Genomic DNA, 19395 nt, shown 5'->3' with positions numbered 1-19395 from the left:
CGGCACTGGCTGACGGCACTACAATCGGGGCATTGCCGGCGCGCCCGGCCGTGGCTCCCGGAGCTTGCTGCATGCTGCAAACGATCACCGCCTTCCTCGGCAACATCCTGCTGGTTGTCGCCGCACTGATGCCCATCCTGAATCCGCCGGGGCACGCGCCGATCTTCCTGTCGATGACCACGGCGTACAACGAGCAGGAAAAAGCCATCCTTGCCCGTCGCGTCGGCATCTACAGCTTCTTCCTGATTCTGGTGAGCATGTTCACCGGCAGCTATGTGCTCGACTTCTTCGAAGTCTCGCTGCCGATCATCCGCGTTGCCGGCGGCCTGCTGGTCGCCGCGGCGGGCTGGAAACTGCTGTCGGACGAAGGCAAGAACAGCAACCGCAAGCTGGAAGAACAGGCAGTAGCGCTGGAACACAGCAACGAGGAACTGCGCTCGCGCGCCTTCTATCCGCTGACCTTCCCGATCACCGTCGGCCCCGGCACCATCACCGTCGCCATCACCCTCGGCGCCGGCCTCAAGGGCCCGGGCCTGCTGCACCGGCTGGACATGCCGATCGCCAGCATCATCGCCACCGCGCTGGTCGCCTACTCGCTGTACTTCTGCTATCGCTACGCGGAAAAGATCATGCGGATGCTGGGCAGCACCGGCACCATCGTCTTCCTGCGGCTCTCGGCCTTCATCCTGTTCTGCCTCGGCGTGCAGATCGTCTGGGATGGCGCCAGTGCGCTGCTGGCGGATTTTGTTGCGCATTCGGCGCCAGCTTTGCTGAAGCGGTAACTACACAACGCATAGACAAGATCGGGAACCGGCATGCGAACCTGCATGCGGTTTACCGAAATGATAGTTGTGGCTCAGGCCTGGAGCCTGACCTCAAGGAGGACAATGCAGTGGGCTACTGCAAGGCAGGAATCTCGGCATCCGGATTCGACTCCCTGATGAAATCCATGACCGCGACAAACAGCGGCGAATGGCTTTGCTTGTTCGTGGGCGTGACTCGGGAATCCAGCAATGTCACGCCATACTGCGGCGTGCCAGGTTCGTGAGAACGGACGACGACAAGCAGCGAGTCCACCAGTGCATCCATTGTGCGTGTGGCAGAGCGTATGGAAACACGCTGGACGTCAGCAACATCTACTTCCTTCCAGCGATGGCAAGTCGAATGATTGGCATAAGCCAGTTTCTCCCGCCCCCGATCCAGCCGGACTCGCTGAACACCAAGACCGGCACCAATCACAAAACTCATGAGAAAGAAACAGAAATTGAACAGAACAATGCTGGGCAAATCCTGATAAAACCCGCCATACGGATCATGGTAAACATCCCAGGACATCCACACGCAAACGCCGAGCAGCATCAGCTGCATCAGGAAGACAAGACGCCAGCCTGTCGTGAAATGCTGAACCTGCAAATCTGAACTCATCAGAAATAAATCCTATTTTCTATATACCAGCACGTAAATTTGGCCAAATAAAATGAAGCCAACACCGACATTCACCCGAAAACATGGTGGATCAGCACGTCTTGGCAGTGGGCAGCTGGATTGGCCGTGAAGAAGTAAGTACCTACTCCAGACGCGTCCGACGATAGCGCATTACTCAACAATCCATAAAGTGATGAATTGAGCGTCGGGCTTCATTTTACCCAGATCAATCTACAGGCAGCAGAACACAGAGGGAATTAAACCCTGACCATTAGACTGCCAAGGCGACTGCAACTTCAGGACTATCGAGAAGGTAGCCCATACTCATTTTCATTTGGATCACCAGCAAAACAAAAGAAAATAAGATTCAAAAACGGGACAACAATCCACCAACCACTCTTTCCAATATCGTGCAATCGCCGAACACCCACCGCCAAGCCAGGAACAAGGATACCCAAGCTGTAAATTCCGTTAACCATATCAGAAAAAGTTTTCCCATACCCCAATACGCTACCTACAACTCCTGCCACTATCATTATCACGATAGAAACAATGATATTAAACAAGACAAAAATCCAGTACTCTCTTCGAGTGGATCTGCCCTTGAAGTTTGCAAAATTTCTCAGTGCTTTTATATAATAATTCATATCCACCCCATGGATCATTAGTTTCGTAAACCAATCTAAAGAAAGAGACAGGCAGCCGGCATTTATCCCTCGTTCAGAACGAAGCACCAAGCATGATTTCCCTATAAGACGGTGCAGCACCTACGCTCTAAAGAAGTAGCGAACCGCTTGCATCAAGGCAATCCAGATGACACCAGAAAGGAATAGCAACCCTGCAGGTAGATAACGCTGAAGATTATGTTCGTCCTTTAATTTGTTCTCTTGAAGTATCTCTGTAATTTTTTGATCAGGCGTGCATTCCGGCTGAGATGAGTTCAAATTGCTTTGTAGACGAAAACCAGCAATAACGATTGCCAAAATACCCACAATGAAGCCGGAACCAGTGAAGCTTTCAATGGTTTTTTCTGCGAAAACTTGTATCACACCAGTTATTACCAACAAGACTAGGCAAAGCACAAAGAAGTGATTAATTGTTATTTTCATTTTGGCAAACACACTAAGGAAATGGTGTATGTCACAAGGTGAATACAAGGGAGTATAAAAATATGCGATACGTTCGAAAGTTAAAAATGAACGCCACACTCTTTCTATTAGTTTACTAAATTGCTGTCTACGAGTGTACGGTACCCTGCGCTCGCCACGCACGGCGACGCTGAATCTGTTGTCACGAACACAAAAAAAGCCCACTGAATCAGTGGGCTTTTTTCGTCGCAGCTACCGTGGCTTACTTGGCGTCGAGCAGCTGTTCGATCTGCTGGCGCGGAATCGCGCCGGAGACGATGCGGCCGCTGCCGAAGATCAGCGCCGGCGTGCCGGTAATGCCCAGCGACTCGCCCAGCACCAAGTTCTTCTCGATCGGGCTGGCGCAGTCGGACTTACCTTCCGGCAACTTGCCGTTGTTCATGAAGTTGCTCCACGCGGCCGCCTTGTCGTCGGCACACCAGATCAGCTTCGACTTGCGCTCGGCATCTGGGTGGATGTTGAGCGGGAACAGGAAGGTATAGATGGTGACGTTGTCGATGCCTTTCAGGCTTTCCTGCTCCAGGCGCTTGCAGAACGGGCAGTCCGGATCGGAGAACACCGCCAGCTTGCGTGCGCCGTTGCCGCGCACTTCCTTGATCGCCTGATCCATCGGCAGCTTGCTGAAGTCGGTCTTCATCAGCTCGGCCATGCGGCGTTCGGTGACGCTTTCCTTCTTGGCCACGTCGACCATGTCGCCGACGATGACGAAATTGGCCTGTGCGTCGGTGTAGACGATCTGGCGGTTGGCGATGACGACTTCGTACACGCCCTTGATCGGGCTCGGGTTCACCGCCGTGATTTCACGCCCCTGCAGCGTCGACGCCAGCTTCTGGCGGATCTGCTTCACGTCGGTCTTCGAATCGGCCTGTGCCGAGCACGCGGTCAGCGCAACCATGCCGATGACGGCCAGGCTCTTGGTGATGCGGTTCAACTTCATACGGTTTCCTCTGTGGGTATACACGTCGATCGCGTGGTGACTCACGCGTCCATCGCGTGACGTATCAACTGCTGCTTGATCCATGGAAGCGAATCGGTCAGGCCCAGCCCGGCGTTTCGCAGCGTTTTCAAAATCGGGTTGCGGTTGTTGAACAGCTTCTGCAGGCCGTCGCACGCGCCCTGCATCAGGTAAATCGCTTCGCGCCGCGCCAGCTCGTAACGGCGCAGGTTGAGCCGGTCGCCGAGCAGGCTGACATCGGTAGCAGCCAGCAGCTTCGCCAGCTCGGCCACGTCGCCGAAACCGAGGTTGACGCCCTGCCCGGCCAGCGGATGCACGGTATGCGCAGCGTCGCCGACCAGCGCGACGCCGTCGCGGACCAGCTCGCGCACATGTGTCAGCCGCAGCGGAAACGCCGCCGCCGGGGTAATGCAATGCAGTTCACCCAGTGCCCGGCCACCGGCCGCAGCCACCTTGGCGTCGAGTTCGGCCTGGGGCAGCGCCAGAAATTCATCCTTGCGCGCCTCGAAGCACGACCAGACGATCGACATCCGTTTGCCGGCCAGCGGCAACCACGCGAGGATGCCGTCGTCGAAGAACCATTGCCGCGCCACGCCGTAATGCGGGCGTTCGGTCTCGAAATTGGCAACCACGCCCCACTGCTCGTAGGCGCGTGCACTGCTGTCGATGCCGGCGCTGCGGCGCAGCCACGAGTTGGCACCATCGGCGCCGACCGCCAGCCGTGCGCGCAGCACGCGGCCATCGGCGAGCGAGACGGTAACACCGTCGGCGTCATGGGCAAACGCAACCGGCTCGGCCGGCGCCAATACGCTGACATTCGGCGCCGCCAGCGCGGTCTGCCACAGCGCGGCCTGCAGATTGCCGCTTTCGAGGATGGTCGTCAGCGCGTCGATACCGGCGTCGAGCGCATCGAACTTCAGCGCACTGCGGCCGTCATCGCCGGTGATCTGCATCTGCGACACCGGCTGGATCCGGTCGATGTCGAGCCGCTGCCACGCGCCAATGCCGCGCAGCAGCTTCTCGCTGGCGCGGCTGATCGCATACACGCGGTTGTCCCACTGCGCGCTCGGCGTTTCGGTTTGCGGCGTACGGCCTTCGAGCAGCAACACCGAATGCCCGCTCGGCGCCAGCGCGGCCGCCAGTGCGGTGCCGACAAGGCCACCGCCGATGATCAGAATGTCTGCGTCGTAGTGCATGGCGCAGAGTGTAGCAGGCCGGTTTGCCTGAACGAAATGCCGCATCTACGCTGATGCGTGCCTACTTGCCTGATCCTCGTCGCCTTTGTTGCCGGTGTCTGCGCCTTGCAGCCCCTTTCCGCGCTGCCGCCGCTCTGGCTGCCGTTGTTCGTCATGGCCATCACGCTGGTGCCGCTGCTCGGTTCGGCCCGGTGGCGACCGGGTGCCGCCCTGGTTCTCGCACTCGGTCTGGGCTTCGGCTACGCCGACCTGCGCGCCCAATGGCGGCTTGCGGACCGGCTGCCGGCCGGGCTGGAGCAGCGCACCGCCGTCGCCGACGGCTACATTACCGACCTGCCGCAGCACGGACAGTACGGCTGGCGCTTCACCTTTGCCGTCACGAACAGCGATCCGCCGGGACTGCCTGCGCGCGTTCAGGTCAGCAGCTACGGTGACCGGCTGCAGCCGCAAGCCGGCGAGCGCTGGCGGCTGACGCTCAAACCGAAACGGCCGCACGGTCTGGCCAATCCCGGTGGCTTCGATCTGGAGCGCTGGCTGCTGGGCGAAAACATCGGCGCAACCGCCAGCGTCAAGGCAGCCGAACGCCTGCCCGGCCATGCGTGGCAGGCAGGCATTGCCCGGCTGCGCGAAGCGCTGCGCAACCGGCTGCTGCACCAGCTCGGCAACGCCCCTTACACAGGCGTCATCGTCGCGCTGGCGGTCGGTGATCAGGGTGGTGTACCGAAGGAGCAGTGGCAGCGCTTCGCCGCCACCGGCGTGACACATCTGATCAGCGTGTCCGGATTGCACATCACGCTCTGGGCCACGCTGCTCGGTGCGCTGGTCAACGCCGGCTGGCGCCGCATGCCACGGCTGGTTGCGCGCATACCGGCGCAACGCGCGGCGCTGGTGGCCGGCGTGCTGGCGGCACTCGGCTACAGCATGCTGTCGGGCCTGAGCGTGCCGACGCAACGGACACTGCTGATGCTGCTGATCGCCGCCGTCGGCCTGTGGCGCGGTCAAAGCAGCGCGCCGCTGCTCACCTGGCTGCTGGCGCTCGGGGTCGTCGTGCTGATCGACCCGTTTGCCACGCTGTCGGTCGGCTTCTGGCTGTCCTTCCTCACCGTCGGCGCCCTGCTGTACGCCGGTGCGGCGACGCTGGGCGAATCGCCGCGCTGGCACGGCTGGGTCGCGGCGCAATGGATCGCGACACTGGCAAGCTTCCCGATTCTGGCGCTGGTGTTCCAGCAGTTGCCGCTGATTTCGCCACTGGCGAACGCACTGGCGATTCCGCTCGTCAGCATGATCGTCACGCCGCTCTCGCTGGTCGGCGTGCTCGACCCGACTGGCACCCTGCCCTGGCTGGCCGAGTGCGCTTTCGCGCTTACCGATCGCTGGCTGCAGCTGTGCGCGCATGCGCCTGTGCTGACCATGGCCTCACCCCCGTTCTGGACGTGGCTACCGGCTACTCTTGGCGTCGTGCTTTGGCTATCGCCACGCGGGGTGGCCGGGCGCTTGTATGCACCGGTATTGCTGTTGCCGCTGGCCGTACCAGCGTCGACCTTGCGCGAACCGGGTACTTTCCGCGCCACGGTCATCGATGTCGGCCAAGGACTGGCGGTTCTGGTGCAGACGCGGACACATACGCTGCTGTACGACACCGGCCCGCCCGCGGCAACCGACCGCGCCCTTCTGCCAACGCTGCGTGCGCTGGGCATTCGCCGGCTCGATCTGCTGACCGTATCGCACAACGACAACGACCACAGCGGCGGTGCGGAAGCCGTCCTGCAAGGTTTCGGCACCGCGCTGCTGCACTCGACCCTGCCGGCCGATCACCCGGCGCGCCAGCTGGGAACACGCCATGTCGGCTGCACCGCCGGCCAAAGCTGGCAGTGGGACGGCGTACGCTTCGACGTGCTGTGGCCCGCCGCCGGTGTTGCCCAGGCCAGCGACAATGCCAGCAGCTGCACGCTCCGGATCAGCACGCCTTCGGGCCATGCGTTGCTGCTCGCCGGCGATCTTGGTCGCAACGAGGAACTCGAACTCGTGTCGCGCGGCCTGCCGGCAACCGATCTCGTCGTCGCGCCGCACCACGGCAGCCGTTCGTCATCGTCGCAAAGCCTGATCGATGCGACTGCGCCGCAGTGGGTCGTTTTTTCGGCCGGCTACCTCAACCGTTTTCATCACCCGCACCCGAGCATCGTCGAGCGCTATGCCGACGCCGGTGCCAGGGTGCTGCGCACCGATGACGACGGCGCGATCACGCTCGATGTCGGCCGGGCAGTCCAGACCCGGCGCTGGCGTGCGGACCATCAGGCGTACTGGTCGGCTGATCGTAGCGACGCACTGTCACTCCCCGACAATCCCGGTGACTGATACAGTCGGCATCTGAACCTACCGAGTCCACCATGCCTATCCTGACCGCGCTGTACCGCTATCCGGTGAAATCGATCCACAGCGAAACGCTGATGCACAGTGCCATCGATCCCAGCGGATTGCCGGACGACCGAGCCTGGCTGATCGCCGATCACAGCGGCCGCTTCATGACCGGGCGCGACTGGCCGCAGATGGTACGCATCCGCGCCGACGTCGATGCCGGCGCGCTGACCTTGAATGCACCGGGCATGCCGACGCTGCGCGTGGCGCGGGACACCTTCGATCAGGCGCATCCGGCGCAGGTGTGGAAGGATGAGTTCGGCGCGTGGCACGGCCCGGTCGCAGCCGACCGCTGGCTGTCCGATTTTCTCGGCACCGAAGCGCGCCTGCTATACACCGGTCAGGAGAGCCAGCGGCGCGTCAAGCATCGCCCCGACCTGCCGCTGTCGTTTGCCGATCGCTATCCGTTGCTGCTGATCGGAGAAAGCTCGCGCCGGCAGTTGTCCGACTGGGCGGGTCAGGATTTCGCGATGGCGCGCTTCCGGCCGAACCTCGTCGTCGACGATGCGGTGCCGTTCGCCGAAGACGGTTGGCAGCGCATCCGCATCGGCGATGTGGTGCTGCGCATGGTCAAACCGTGCGAGCGCTGCGTGTTCACGACCGTCGACCCCGATACCGGCGAAAAATCGTCCGATCAGGAGCCGCTACGGACGCTGGCCAGACGGCGCAAGGGCGAAGGCGGCGTGCTCTTCGGACAGCACGCCCTTGCCGAATCGGCCGGCCACATCGAAGTCGGCATGCCGGTCGAGATACTGGACTGAGCCGATAGCGGAAACAAAAAACCCCGGCAGCAGCCGGGGTTTTTTGTTGGCCCTGGGCCGGCAAAGCAGCGTACTCAATCGTCGGCGATGCGCACCCGGGCGATCACCGCGTTGCCGCAGCCCTGATATTCGACGCTGTCGAATGACAGCATCCGGGCCATCGAAATGCCGCGGCCGTGCGGGTCGAACGCGCGCTCGGGCGAAAACTCGAGGAAGGGCTGCCAGTCGAAACCTTCGCCTTCGTCGGTGATCGTGAAGGCCAGTGTGTCGGCACGTTTTTCGAATGCAACATGGACGTTGCGACGGCGAAAATCGGCGCTGGCCAACCGGATCTCGACCTCTTCCTGCCAGCGTCCCTGCTGCAACAGCCGGGTTTTGTCGGCATAACTGATACCCAGATTGCCGTGCTCGACCGCGTTGACCAGCAGCTCGGACAAGCCGACGGCCACGCGCTGCGGCTCCGGGCAGGCGTTCGACAGCAGCAGCGTCAGCTGCCGCGCTTCGTCCAGCGTGCGGAAACGGAACTCGCCGCGCTCGAGCAGCCGGTACGTCGACGCCTGCGCCTCGAGCTGCGATTCGAGCTGGCGCTTTTCGCGGTAGAACTTCACTGCGGCGGCCACGATCGCCAGCAGCATGTCGCGCTGGAACGGCTTGATCAGGTAGTAATACGCGCCGGCGGCCAGGCCCTCGCGGACGTTTTCGGCCGCGCCGACGGCCGTCTGCATGATGACCGGAATATGGCTGATTTCGGACTGCTTCAGCCGCGCCAGCAAGGCCATGCCGTCCATGCGCGGCATCATCCGGTCGAGCAGGATGGTGTCGAAATCTCGATCGTGCGTCAGCAGCGACCACGCGGCCTCGCCGTCTTCGGCGGTGACGACTTCGTAGCCGACGTCGGTCAGGTGCTCGCCGAGGATTTCCAGATTGAACGGTTCGTCGTCGACGACGAGGATGCGGGCATCTTGCTGAGGCAATCTACTCTCCCAGAGGCATGAGCTTTCCGGCCAGCATACCCGTCAGGCGCGGGCGCCGGCCAGATCGGCGTAGAGCGCGGTGAATTCGAGCGCCAGTTTGTGGCGTGCATCGAGAAACGGCAGCGGTACTGCCCGCTCGTGCGACTCGCGCACCTTGACCGAACTCGACAAGCGGGTCGGCAGCAGCGGCAAGCCCTGCTCGGCCAGTTCCTCGACCATGCGCACCGGCAGACTCGCACGCGGCTGGTACTGGTTGACGACGATGCCTTCGATGGCGAGGCCGGCATTGTGATCGGCACGAATCTCGTCGACACGCCCGATCAGCGACAGCAGCGCCTGACGCGAGAACGCATCGCAATCGAACGGGATCAGGCAGCCATCAGCAGCGATCAGCGCCGAAAGTGTAAAGAAATTCAAGGCCGGCGGCGTATCGATCCAGACTTCGTCGAAATCGTCGGCCAGTTCGGCCAGTGCTTCCTTGAGCTTGTAGATCTTGTGGCGCGATTCCAGCTTGCTTTCGAGTTCGGCGATTTCCGGATCGGACACCATGACCGACAGTCCGGCGAATGGCGTTGCGTGGACGAAAGCCGAGGTGGGCTTGGCGTACAGGCTGAAATTGAGCACCTGATCGAAGAACCCGGCCAGCGTGGGCGTCGTGGACTCCAGCGCGTCACCGAGCAGGTAACGGCTGGCATTGCCCTGCGGATCGAGGTCGACGACCAGCACGCGCCGCCCGGCCTGCGCCGCCGCCGCCGCTAGATTGACCGAGATCGTGGACTTGCCCACGCCCCCTTTCTGGTTGAAGACCACCCGACGAAGCATCGCTGAATCCCGCCATGACGCCGATTGCGCCGAGGCAAATATAGCACGCGCACTCTCGCGCGCACGTAAGGGAACAAGGCTCCGGACCAGGCAGTAATAATTACCGATTCAATAGTGGAAATAGTTACCGGATTCGCTTTCGCAGGATTCGTAGACTGCTCGTCGTGGTTCGGGCGTTTCGAACCGAAGTGCAAAGACCCTTTCCCTCGAAGGAGAAAAACCAAATGAAAATGAAGCATGCAGCTCTCGCCATCGCTCTGGCATTCGGCGCCGCAGGCCTTGCACAGGCAGAAGTAACCATCAGCGGTAAGGCTGACTTCGGTGTTCAAGCACGTGACACCGGCGACAGCACCCAAGGTGCCGTGAAGTACCAAGGCGAGATCGATTTCAGCGGCCGTGACAAGCTCGACAACGGCATGAACTTCATCTGGACCCTGAACCAGGAAATCAACAACATCAACGCCGGCTCGAGCTACACCGCAAACAGCCAGTGGGGCAACCGTGATGCATACGGCGGCCTGGAAGGCGACTTCGGTACCGTGCGCGTTGGTAAGTTCCGTTCGGGCGTTTACGCGCTGACCGATGATCTGTACAGCGACACCGGTGCAGACTGGTTCTTCTCCGACTACGGTCGCGGCATGACCCAACGTCCGGACAACATCGTCGGCTACACCAGCCCGGTGTTCGGCGGCTTCCAGCTGTCGGCCGACTACATCCTCGAAAACCAGAGCACCGGTAACTCGAGCAGCAACGGCTACGACGTCGCTGGTACCTACACCAACGGCGGCCTGAAGGTTCTGGGCGGCTACCAGGCTCGTCAAGGCTTCGACGGCACCAAGGACGTGACTGCCGGCGCTTCGCTGCAGCAAGCCGATGGTTCGTACCAGTACGGCGACAGCCTGAACGGCGGTTCGAACGATACCGACAGCCAGACCGCTTACGTTGGCGTGCAGTACAAGTTCCAGAACGGCTTCGGCATCACCGGCGGCTACAAGTACATGCAGTTCACCCCGAACACCTCGGGCGCTACCTACGGTGGCACTGCACTGAACGCTGGCGAAGATTACGATCAGAACATGTACAACCTGATGCTGTCGTACAACCAGGGTCGCCATGACGTTTACGTCGGCTACACCTACCTGGACGACCTGAAGGGTGGCGATGCACCGTCGGATTCGGGCGCCCAAGCGTTCTCGGCTCGTTACAACTACCACATGTCGAAGAACACCTTTGCGTACGCTGAATACCGCTACGTGAAGAACGACGCGAACTCGGCTTACAGCGCCGACGACGACCTGTACAACTACAGCGCGACCTCGGCCGGTGAAGACACCCAACGCGGTATCGTTGGCGTGCGTACCTACTTCTAATCGATCCCCGATCGTTAGAACGAAGCGTCAGAAAACGGAGCCCTCGGGCTCCGTTTTTGCATTGGTGCCGCCGGTATTAACCCTGCCTTGAAAAGGGGCATCCTGCCCCCACGTTCTCCCCACTCCGGGATGAAGCGCAGCGCGATAGCGCCCCGCCCCCGACCGCCATTAGCAAGGAGAATCCATGAGCAAGGAAACACTGGGCTTTCAGGCCGAGGTCAAGCAGCTGCTGCAGCTGATGATCCACTCGCTGTACTCGAACAAGGAAATCTTCCTGCGGGAGCTGATTTCCAACGCCTCGGACGCGTGCGACAAGCTGCGCTTCGAAGCCACCCAGCATGCCGACCTGTACGAAGGCGACGGCGAGCTGAACATCAGGGTGTCGTTCGACAAGGACGCCCGCACCGTGACAATCGCCGACAACGGCATCGGCATGCGTCGTGACGAAGTGGTCGCCAATATCGGCACCATCGCCCGCTCGGGCACCAAGGAATTCTTCAGCCAGCTGACCGGCGACGCCGCGAAGGATTCGCACCTGATCGGCCAGTTCGGCGTCGGCTTCTACTCGGCCTTCATCGTCGCCGACAAGGTCACGCTGACGACACGCCGGGCCGGCGAAACCCACGCAACGCGCTGGGAATCGCTCGGCGACGGCGAATACACGCTGGAAGACGTCGAGAAAGCCGGTCGCGGCACCGAGATCGTGCTGCATCTGAAGGAAGGCGAGGACGAGTTCCTCAACGACTGGCGCCTGCGCAGCGTGATCACCCGCTACTCGGACCACATCAATCTGCCGATCCTGATGCAGAAAGCCGCCGAACACGACGACGAAGGCAAAGCCCTGCCGTCGTCCGGCGAATGGGAGGCCGTCAATCAGGCCAACGCCCTGTGGACCCGCAGCAAGAGCGAGATCACCGACGAGCAGTACAAGGATTTCTACAAGCACGTTTCGCACGACTGGGACGAGCCGCTGACGTGGAGCCACGCCCGCATCGAAGGCCGCCAGGAATACACCGAGCTGCTGTACATCCCCAAGCGGGCGCCGTTCGACCTGTACGAACGCGAGCGTCGCCACGGCGTGAAGCTGTACGTGAAGCGCGTCTTCATCATGGAAGACACCGAAAAACTGATGCCGCAATACCTGCGCTTCGTACGCGGCGTGATCGACTCGGCCAACCTGCCGCTGAACGTTTCGCGCGAAATCCTCCAGCAAAGCCGTGACGTCGACGCGATCCGTACCGGCTGCGTCAAGAAGGTGCTCGGCCTGCTGGAAGACCTGCGCGACAACCGTCCGGACGACTATGCGGTGTTCTGGCAGGAATTCGGCAAGGTACTGAAGGAAGGCATTGGCGAGGATTTCGCCAACAAGGACCGCCTCGCCGGCCTCGCCCGCTTCGCGTCGACCGCCAACGAAGGCAGCGAACAGAACGTCAGCCTCGCCGACTACATCGGCCGGATGAAGGAAGGCCAGGACGCGATCTACTACATCACCGCCGACACCTTTGCCGCCGCACAGCACAGCCCGCATCTTGAAGTCTTCAAGAAGAAAGGCATCGAAGTCCTGCTGCTGTCGGACCGCGTCGACGAGTGGTTCACATCCAGCCTGACCGAATTCGAAGGCAAGAAACTGCAATCGGTCGCCAAGGGCGAGCTGAAGCTCGATGCCTTCGCCGACGAGGCCGAGAAGCAGCAGCAGGAAGCCGCCGAAACCGAGTTCAAGACCGTGCTCGACAAGGTCAAGACCACGCTCGACGGCCAGATCAAGGATGTCCGCGTCACCACCCGGCTGACCGACAGCCCGGCTTGCCTCGTGGTCGAAAACCATGACATGAGCGCCAACCTCGAACGGTTGCTGAAGTCGGCCGGCCAGGATGTCGGCGGTGCCAAGCCCATCCTCGAGCTGAACCCGGGACACCCGCTGGTGCAAAAGCTCAAGTCCGAGCTGGAAGGCGAGCGCTTCGGCGACTGGACCCACCTGCTCTATGATCAGGCACTGCTTGCCGAAGGTGGCCAGCTCGACGACCCGGCCGGCTTCGTCAAGCGGCTGAACGGCCTGATGCTGGCCATGCAGCACTAAGCACGACGTCCGACATGCAAAAGGCTGCCAGCAGGCAGCCTTTTGTTTTGCGGGTCCGGCGCGACTCGGTCATGTTGCCGGCGCCGCCCTAGCGCGGGAGATCCGGCCTGCGGTACGAACAGCCATTGCTGGGCGCACATCGCTTGCCGGCCGAGCGGATCAGATTTTCAGCGGTCCACCCGGCAGGCGCATGTCGCTGCGGATGTCCCGGACACCATCCACGCCCGATGCCACAGACACGGCCAGCGCACCGGTCGACGGCGTATCCACCGTTCCCTGCAGCGTCAGCACGCCCCTGTCACTCACGGCCCGCAGGCCGAAGGCTTTGAGCTGCTTGTTCTGCTGCAATGCAGTGTTTGCCGCCTGCGCGATCTGCGCATCGGACTGCACGTTCTGGCTGGCGGCAAGCGCCATCTGCGCATACAGGCCCAGCGACAGCAGGCTGGCAATCAGGACGGTCTTGGTTCGGGTTTTCACGACAATTCCTTGGACGAATTCAGTTTGGCGCCGCAGGCCGCAGCGCTCGAAGCGGGGAACTCAGGACGGCTGCACGACAAGCGCGCTGCGGACATCCCTCACGCCCGACACGCCAGCGGCAATCGTGATGGCCTTGGCACGCTGCTCGGCGCTGTCCACCGTACCGGACAGCACCACCACCCCTTGCCGGGTCGTCACCTTGATCTGCAGCACCGACAGCGCCTGATCACCAAACAACGCGGCCTTGACCTGCCCGGTGAGGATGGAATCATCGACAAATGCGCCGCCGGATTTGCCGATCTGCTCCACTGTGCCGCTTGTGCTTTCCGCAGTTTCGGCCGCGATCACTGCGGAAGCCGGCACCAGGGCCAGCAATCCGGTCAGAATGAGAGACTTGTGCATGGGGGTTCTCCAGTTGTTGTTGGTGTTTTTCTGGCCGGTCATCGTGACGATGCCGGTACAAAGCCATCAGCACACACCGTGCCAGCCATGGAAAACACCAATGAAACAAGGAGATACAAGTACATCACCCCCGGCCGGCACCAAGGCGCGCCAGCCGGGGATGAAGATTTGTCGCTTTTACCCGACGGGAAAAGAGGACCGGGGATCAAGCCCTTGATTCGAATGAATTTTGTCGCGTCGTCAGTCGGCGACACCATCATTCGCGCCACGAAACATCGCGGCATTCAGCCCGTGCTTTTGCAGCAACCGGTAAAACTCGGTGCGATTGCGGTCGGCCAGCTTGGCGGCATCGGCGACGTTGCCGTCGCTCAGCTTCAGCAGCCGGGTCAGGTAATCGAGCTCGAAACGACGTTTGGCCTCCGCGTAGCTGAGCACCTCGGCCGATGGCTGGCGCAATGCCCGCTGCACCAGTGCCAGCGGCACGATGCTCGCCGTACACAGCGCGCAAACCTGCTCGATCGCATTGAACAGCTGACGTACGTTGCCGGGCCACGCCGCCGTCGACAGCGCTTCGAGCGCGTCCGGCGCGAAACCGTTGAGCTGCTTCGCGTATTTTTCGGCCAGCCGCTGCAATAGATGGTTGGCGAGCAGCGGAATGTCCTCGCGCCGTTCGGCCAGCGGCGGCAGTGTCAGCGCAACGACGTTGAGCCGGTAATACAGGTCCTCGCGAAACTCGCCATCCGCCATCGCCGCGTCGAGATCGCGGTGCGTCGCCGAGAGGATGCGCACATCGATCGGCACCGACTCGCTGCTGCCGACCGGCCGGACCGCGCGCTCCTGCAGCACGCGCAAGAGCTTGACCTGCAAGGCCAGCGGCATGTCGCCGATTTCGTCGAGAAACAGCGTGCCGCCGTCGGCGGCCTGAAACAGGCCGCGATGGTGGTTGACCGCCCCGGTGAAGGCGCCCTTGACGTGGCCGAACAGCTCGGACTCGAGTAGGGCCTCCGGAATGGCGCCGCAGTTGATCGCAACGAACGGCTTGGCCGCACGCGGGCTGGCCTTGTGAATCGCGCGCGCCAGCAACTCCTTCCCGGTTCCCGACTCCCCGCGAATCAGCACGCTGGCGTCCGAGGCGGCAATCAGCTTCGCCTCGCCGAGCAACTCGCTCATTGCACTCGAATGGCTGACAATGTCGCTGCGCCACGCTTCGTCACCGGCCTCCGGCGTCGCCGCCGACACGCTCAGCGCCTGACGGACCTTGTCGAGCAGAACCTTGCTGTCGAAGGGCTTGGTCAGATAGCCGAACACGCCGCGGCTGGTTGCGTCGACCGCATCCGGAATCGTGCCGTGCGCCGTCAGCAGGATCACCGGCAGCGCCGGCAGGCGGGCGCGAATCTCGCCGAACAGCGCCAGCCCGTCGCCATCGGGCAGACGGACGTCACTGATCACCAGCTGCGGCGTACTGACCGCCAGCTGCGCCAGCGCGGCCTGCACGGTTTCGGCGGTGCTGACGCGATAGCCGGCGGCAGTCAGCCGCATCGACAGCAGTCGGAGCAGGTCGACGTCGTCATCGACCAGCAGCAATGAGGCGCCGCTCATGGCGTCGCCTTGCCGGCAGGTTTCAGCGGCAGGCCATGCTCGATTGCCTTGAGCGCGTTGAGCTTGTCGTTGAGGTCATTGGCGCGTCGTTGCGCATCTTTCAACTGCTGGTTCAGCTTGTCGGCCTCCGCATCCTGCCGGCGCAGATCGGCGTACTGGGCCGACAACCACTGGGCCAGCGGTCGCAGCGCTTCGGCTTGCGGCGTGCCGCTCTTCTGCATGGCATCCAGCAGACCGATTGCCCGCGTCAGGTCGCCACTACCGCGCAACTGCGCGTACGCCATGGCACGCTGCACCTGCGCAGCTTCTCCCTGCTCGGCAGCAAGCCGGGCGATTTCGCGGTTCAGGTCAGCCGGTGCGCGCACCCGCAACGACACCGCATACTCGAACAGTCCACGCCAGTCCGGCGCAGTGATCACCGCCACCTCGCTGGCAACCGCCTTGGCCACCGGCGCCGATGCCACCGGCTTCGGCCTGGATTCGGGCGGGCTGACGCAGGCCGCCAGCAGCAAGACGAATAGCAGTTCAGGTCGTTTCAGTCGTTTCATCGGGCAATTCAATCCGGAAATGGGCGCCCTGCGCACTGGGCAACAGGGCAATGTCGCCGCCATGGGCGGCGAGGTATTCGTTGACGATCGACAGCCCAAGCCCGCTGCCACGACGGGCACCACCGGGCTGACGTTCGCCCTGGACAAAGGGCTGGAAGATCCGTTCGGCGTCGGCCTCCGCCACGCCGGGCCCCTGGTCGATGCAGTCGATCATCGTCGTGGCATCGCGATACGCCAGCACGAAGCGGATCCGCCCGCCCTTGGGGCTGAAGCGGATGGCATTCGACAGCAGGTTGCCGATCACGGCGCCCAGCCGGTCGGCATCGCCACGGTAAACCGGTGCTTCGCCGTCGAGCGCGACCGTCAGCGATTGCGCCAGCCAGTGCAGCCGCTGCGCCTCGATGACCGAGCCGATCAGCGCCGTCAGGTCCAGCGGCGTACGTACGAGCGCCCGCGCGGAAAACTGCATCGAATGGTAACGCAGCAGGTCTTCGATCTGCCGCTGCAGCGCGGCGACATTGCTTGCCAGGATATCGACGACTTCGCGCTGGCCGGTGTTGAGCACACCCGGCACCTCGTCTTCCAGCAGGGCTACGCCCTCCCGAAGCGAGGCCAGTGGCGTTTTCAGTTCGTGCGAAACATGACTGACGAAGCGGGTTTTCTCGGCGTCCAGTTCGGCCAGACGCTGGCGCAGCCAGTCGAGCTGGACGCCAAGCCGCCGCAGATCGGCCGGCCCGCGCCGGATGGCAATCGGCGTATCGAGCCGGCCTTCGCCCAGCCGGTGGATCGCCGATTCGATCTTTGCCAGCGGCCGGGCCAGCCAGCCGGCCAGCGCCAGCGCGATCAGAGCCGCGATCCCGACCGCAACCGCGACCATGATCGCGATCGTCTGCCGCTCGTGGTCCAGCGCGTCGAGCAAGGCGCTGTTGCGGCGGTCGAGTTCGTGGCGGCTCTCCTGCGCGATCTGCTCGTTCAGGCTGCGCAGCCGGGCAATATGCTCGAACAGCACGGCCTGACGGCGCTGGTCGTGGATCGCATCCCGAGCCAGTCCGGCCTCGACCATCCCGCCAATCTGCGCCCAGTCCTGCAGCGCGGCGATCAGGGCGGGTTCGCTGCCGGCATGCGTGCGCAGCCAGCGCACCGCGTCGGCGGCATCCTGGTTCGATTGCCGTGCACGCATCAGGAAACTGGCGTCATCAAGGACCAGGTACTGGCGCAGGCTGCGCTCGAACAGCTGCGTCCGCTCGTTCAGCCGCTCGACCGCCTCGGTCTGCCGTACCGCCGCGTCGGACAGCGTTCTGGCCTGCGTCGCAACCCGCTGCAGCGTCGACAGCGCCCGCAGCGAGGTCGCGCTCAGCAGCACGGCGGTGAGCACGAAGGCCAGCAGCAGCAATTGACGGAAGGAAGGTTTGGTCAGTGTGGGCATGCCAGACGCGGGTGGTGCAATGCCCCAAGTCTAGCGCGTCATTCGCTGCGCCGGGTTGACACAGGTGCGGGGACGCGCGTTGCCAGATTGGCATCGAGATAACGACGACCATCGGCCTTGAAATCGAGAAAGCGCACGCCGACACGGAACTGCTGGAATTCGCTCGACAGCACCGTATAGAGCACACGGCTTTTCACTTCGAGAATGCGTGGCCGCTGGCCGGCTGCCATCGGGGGCACGGAAATCAGCACGGTGACCTGATCGGACACCGGCAGATTGTGATCGGACAGCAGGCTGAAGCCGGTACGGGACAGATCGAACACGCGGCCACGGAAAGTCTGCCGCTTGCCGGCATCCTGATAGACCAGCGACACACGCCAGTTCAGCAGATAGCGCGGCTCGCCACGCGGCGAAAACCAAGCGGTATCGATCTGGCTGCCCTGCAGTTCGCGATGAAATCCAAGCTCATCCGGTGTGTTCACGTCGCACTCCGTCAATCAGCATTCGATTATACAGTCGACTGTAGTTGCACCGCGCGCGGACAACAAAAAAGCCGAAGCATGCGCTTCGGCTCGGTATCGATCTGAATGGTGCCGACAGTGAGACTCGAACTCACACAGCCGAAGCCACTACCCCCTCAAGATAGCGTGTCTACCAATTTCACCATGTCGGCATTCACAATCGATTTTGCAACACTCGCAGCGCTGAGGATGGTGCGCCTTGCGAGAGACGGGAATATACGTCAGCGCCTACCGCCTGTCCAGCGCGGGATCGAAAAAAGTGATGGTGATGCTGCCCTTGTGCCCGGAGGCATAATCACTATTAAATAAGCGTTCGGCCCCTTCCTTCCTTCGTCATGACACATCCCTTGCATGCGCTGCTGGAACAACATGGACAAGCCCACCGCAGCCCTGTCCATCTGATCGAACGCTATCCGCGTATCGCCAACCGGCTGGTCGAGCTGTGGGGCAGCGAGGCGATCAACGAGTATCTCGAATCGCTGATGATCATGGACCGTCCCGACCGTCAGGGCTTTCCGGCCGAGATCGGCATGGAGCTGATGACATTCGGCAATGCCCACGACGAGATCATGCGCAAACCGGCCGACACCGATGGCATCTGGGATCACGTGCGCGAAGCGGCGGTCGACGCGCTGGAGCAACGCGGGCTGCGCGCAACCGTCGGCGATTTTCACCGCAGCATCGGGCTGAATTCACCTGAAACGCTGCAGCTTTACCTCCAGGCCGGGGTCCAGATCGACGGTGCCGATGACAATGGCTGGACGGCACTGATGCGCGCCAGCTTCGACGGCAGCGTCGCCTCGGCCGAATGGTTGCTGACCCATGGCGCCAGCATCCACGCCAGCGATCGCGGCGGTTACACGCCACTGCACTGGGCGGCACTGAACGGCTACGACCCGGTCGTCGACATGCTGGTCAACCGCGGCGCCAACGTCAACGCCGAGAGCCACAGCGGCTTTACGGCAATGATCCAGGCCGCCAGCCGTGGCCACCTCCTCATCGTCAAGCGGCTGATCGCCGCCGGCGCCCGCGTCGACATGAGCACCCCGGATGGCTGGACCGCCCTGCACAAGGCCGTTGCCAACCGGCATACCGACGTGGCCGTACGGTTGCTCGACCATGGCGCCGACGCCGACGCCCGGCACCGCGACGGCAGCACGCCCTACTCGATCGCGGCGCAAACCGGTCAGCAGCGCCTGTGCGAACTGATGCTGTTGACACAGTCTGTACGCCAGCGCGAGCGCCGTTAGTACCTCGATCATCCTGATGGTGTAGCCTT

General features: G+C 62.4%; 19 protein-coding genes and 1 tRNA gene. 6 read left to right on the top strand and 14 right to left on the bottom strand.

Annotated features, from left to right (window positions below; genetic code table 11):
* Positions 1-71 precede the first annotated feature (71 nt).
* Complete coding sequence (locus tag JMJ54_RS13835; protein WP_189462138.1) at positions 72-782, top strand: MarC family protein; 711 nt, start codon at positions 72-74, stop codon at positions 780-782.
* 115 nt (positions 783-897) lie between these two features.
* Here the strand turns inward: JMJ54_RS13835 and JMJ54_RS13830 are convergent, their stop codons facing one another.
* From JMJ54_RS13830 to JMJ54_RS13810, 5 genes are all read right to left on the bottom strand, one after another.
* A complete protein-coding gene (locus JMJ54_RS13830) occupies positions 898-1425 on the bottom strand; it encodes a hypothetical protein (RefSeq protein ID WP_203539146.1) in 528 nt (175 codons plus the stop codon).
* Between the two features lie 302 nt (positions 1426-1727).
* Positions 1728-2192 (bottom strand): DUF805 domain-containing protein, encoded by a 465-nt coding sequence (locus tag JMJ54_RS13825; RefSeq protein WP_203539145.1) that lies wholly within the window; start codon positions 2190-2192, stop codon positions 1728-1730.
* Positions 2193-2534, bottom strand: a complete 342-nt coding sequence (locus tag JMJ54_RS13820; protein ID WP_203539144.1) for a hypothetical protein — start codon at positions 2532-2534, stop codon at positions 2193-2195.
* Between the two features lie 241 nt (positions 2535-2775).
* Positions 2776-3510, bottom strand: a complete 735-nt coding sequence (locus JMJ54_RS13815) for a DsbC family protein (protein ID WP_203539143.1) — start codon at positions 3508-3510, stop codon at positions 2776-2778.
* A gap of 41 nt (positions 3511-3551) precedes the next feature.
* A complete protein-coding gene (locus JMJ54_RS13810; RefSeq protein ID WP_203539142.1) occupies positions 3552-4724 on the bottom strand; it encodes a UbiH/UbiF family hydroxylase in 1173 nt (390 codons plus the stop codon).
* Between the two features lie 57 nt (positions 4725-4781).
* On the opposite strand from JMJ54_RS13810, the gene JMJ54_RS13805 reads away from it, so the two are divergent.
* Complete coding sequence (locus JMJ54_RS13805; protein ID WP_203539141.1) at positions 4782-7079, top strand: DNA internalization-related competence protein ComEC/Rec2; 2298 nt, start codon at positions 4782-4784, stop codon at positions 7077-7079.
* A 32-nt stretch (positions 7080-7111) separates the two neighbouring features.
* A complete protein-coding gene (locus JMJ54_RS13800; RefSeq protein ID WP_203539140.1) occupies positions 7112-7900 on the top strand; it encodes an MOSC domain-containing protein in 789 nt (262 codons plus the stop codon).
* 74 nt (positions 7901-7974) lie between these two features.
* On the opposite strand, the gene JMJ54_RS13795 is transcribed toward JMJ54_RS13800, so the two are convergent.
* Together JMJ54_RS13795 and JMJ54_RS13790 are read right to left on the bottom strand one after the other, a co-directional pair.
* Positions 7975-8874 (bottom strand): response regulator, encoded by a 900-nt coding sequence (locus JMJ54_RS13795; RefSeq protein WP_203539139.1) that lies wholly within the window; start codon positions 8872-8874, stop codon positions 7975-7977.
* A 42-nt stretch (positions 8875-8916) separates the two neighbouring features.
* Positions 8917-9696 carry a ParA family protein gene (locus JMJ54_RS13790; protein WP_203539138.1) on the bottom strand — a complete coding sequence of 260 codons (780 nt, stop codon included), beginning with the start codon at positions 9694-9696 and terminating at the stop codon, positions 8917-8919.
* Positions 9697-9920: 224 nt separating this feature from the next.
* Here JMJ54_RS13790 and JMJ54_RS13785 point away from each other — a divergent pair, with 224 nt between their 5' ends.
* Entirely contained in the window at positions 9921-11066 is a 1146-nt protein-coding gene (locus tag JMJ54_RS13785) for a porin (RefSeq protein WP_203539137.1), read from the top strand.
* 184 nt (positions 11067-11250) lie between these two features.
* Entirely contained in the window at positions 11251-13143 is a 1893-nt protein-coding gene (htpG, locus tag JMJ54_RS13780) for a molecular chaperone HtpG (RefSeq protein ID WP_203539136.1), read from the top strand.
* A gap of 159 nt (positions 13144-13302) precedes the next feature.
* On the opposite strand, the gene JMJ54_RS13775 is transcribed toward htpG, so the two are convergent.
* From JMJ54_RS13775 to JMJ54_RS13745, 7 genes are all read right to left on the bottom strand, one after another.
* Positions 13303-13620: a BON domain-containing protein gene (locus JMJ54_RS13775; protein WP_203539135.1), complete on the bottom strand. Its 318-nt coding sequence runs from the start codon at positions 13618-13620 to the stop codon at positions 13303-13305.
* 60 nt (positions 13621-13680) lie between these two features.
* Positions 13681-14022 (bottom strand): BON domain-containing protein, encoded by a 342-nt coding sequence (locus tag JMJ54_RS13770; protein ID WP_203539134.1) that lies wholly within the window; start codon positions 14020-14022, stop codon positions 13681-13683.
* A gap of 240 nt (positions 14023-14262) precedes the next feature.
* Entirely contained in the window at positions 14263-15621 is a 1359-nt protein-coding gene (locus JMJ54_RS13765) for a sigma 54-interacting transcriptional regulator (protein ID WP_203539133.1), read from the bottom strand.
* Positions 15618-16169 (bottom strand): hypothetical protein, encoded by a 552-nt coding sequence (locus JMJ54_RS13760; protein WP_203539132.1) that lies wholly within the window; start codon positions 16167-16169, stop codon positions 15618-15620. Before JMJ54_RS13760 ends, JMJ54_RS13765 begins: the two co-directional genes overlap by 4 nt.
* Positions 16147-17595: a sensor histidine kinase gene (locus JMJ54_RS13755; RefSeq protein WP_203539131.1), complete on the bottom strand. Its 1449-nt coding sequence runs from the start codon at positions 17593-17595 to the stop codon at positions 16147-16149. The genes JMJ54_RS13760 and JMJ54_RS13755 overlap by 23 nt, the downstream gene beginning before the upstream one ends.
* 38 nt (positions 17596-17633) lie before the next feature.
* Positions 17634-18077: a PilZ domain-containing protein gene (locus tag JMJ54_RS13750; RefSeq protein WP_203539130.1), complete on the bottom strand. Its 444-nt coding sequence runs from the start codon at positions 18075-18077 to the stop codon at positions 17634-17636.
* Positions 18078-18183: 106 nt separating this feature from the next.
* Positions 18184-18268: transfer RNA gene (locus JMJ54_RS13745), tRNA-Leu, on the bottom strand.
* A gap of 195 nt (positions 18269-18463) precedes the next feature.
* On the opposite strand from JMJ54_RS13745, the gene JMJ54_RS13740 reads away from it, so the two are divergent.
* Entirely contained in the window at positions 18464-19366 is a 903-nt protein-coding gene (locus tag JMJ54_RS13740; protein ID WP_203539129.1) for an ankyrin repeat domain-containing protein, read from the top strand.
* Positions 19367-19395: the final 29 nt, after the last annotated feature.

Source organism: Jeongeupia naejangsanensis, from assembly GCF_016865585.1.
GTDB classification, from domain to species: Bacteria; Pseudomonadota; Gammaproteobacteria; order Burkholderiales; family Chitinibacteraceae; genus Jeongeupia; species Jeongeupia naejangsanensis.
The sequence above is the reverse complement of the archived record's forward strand: the minus strand, read 5'-3'. Positions and strand labels throughout refer to the sequence as shown.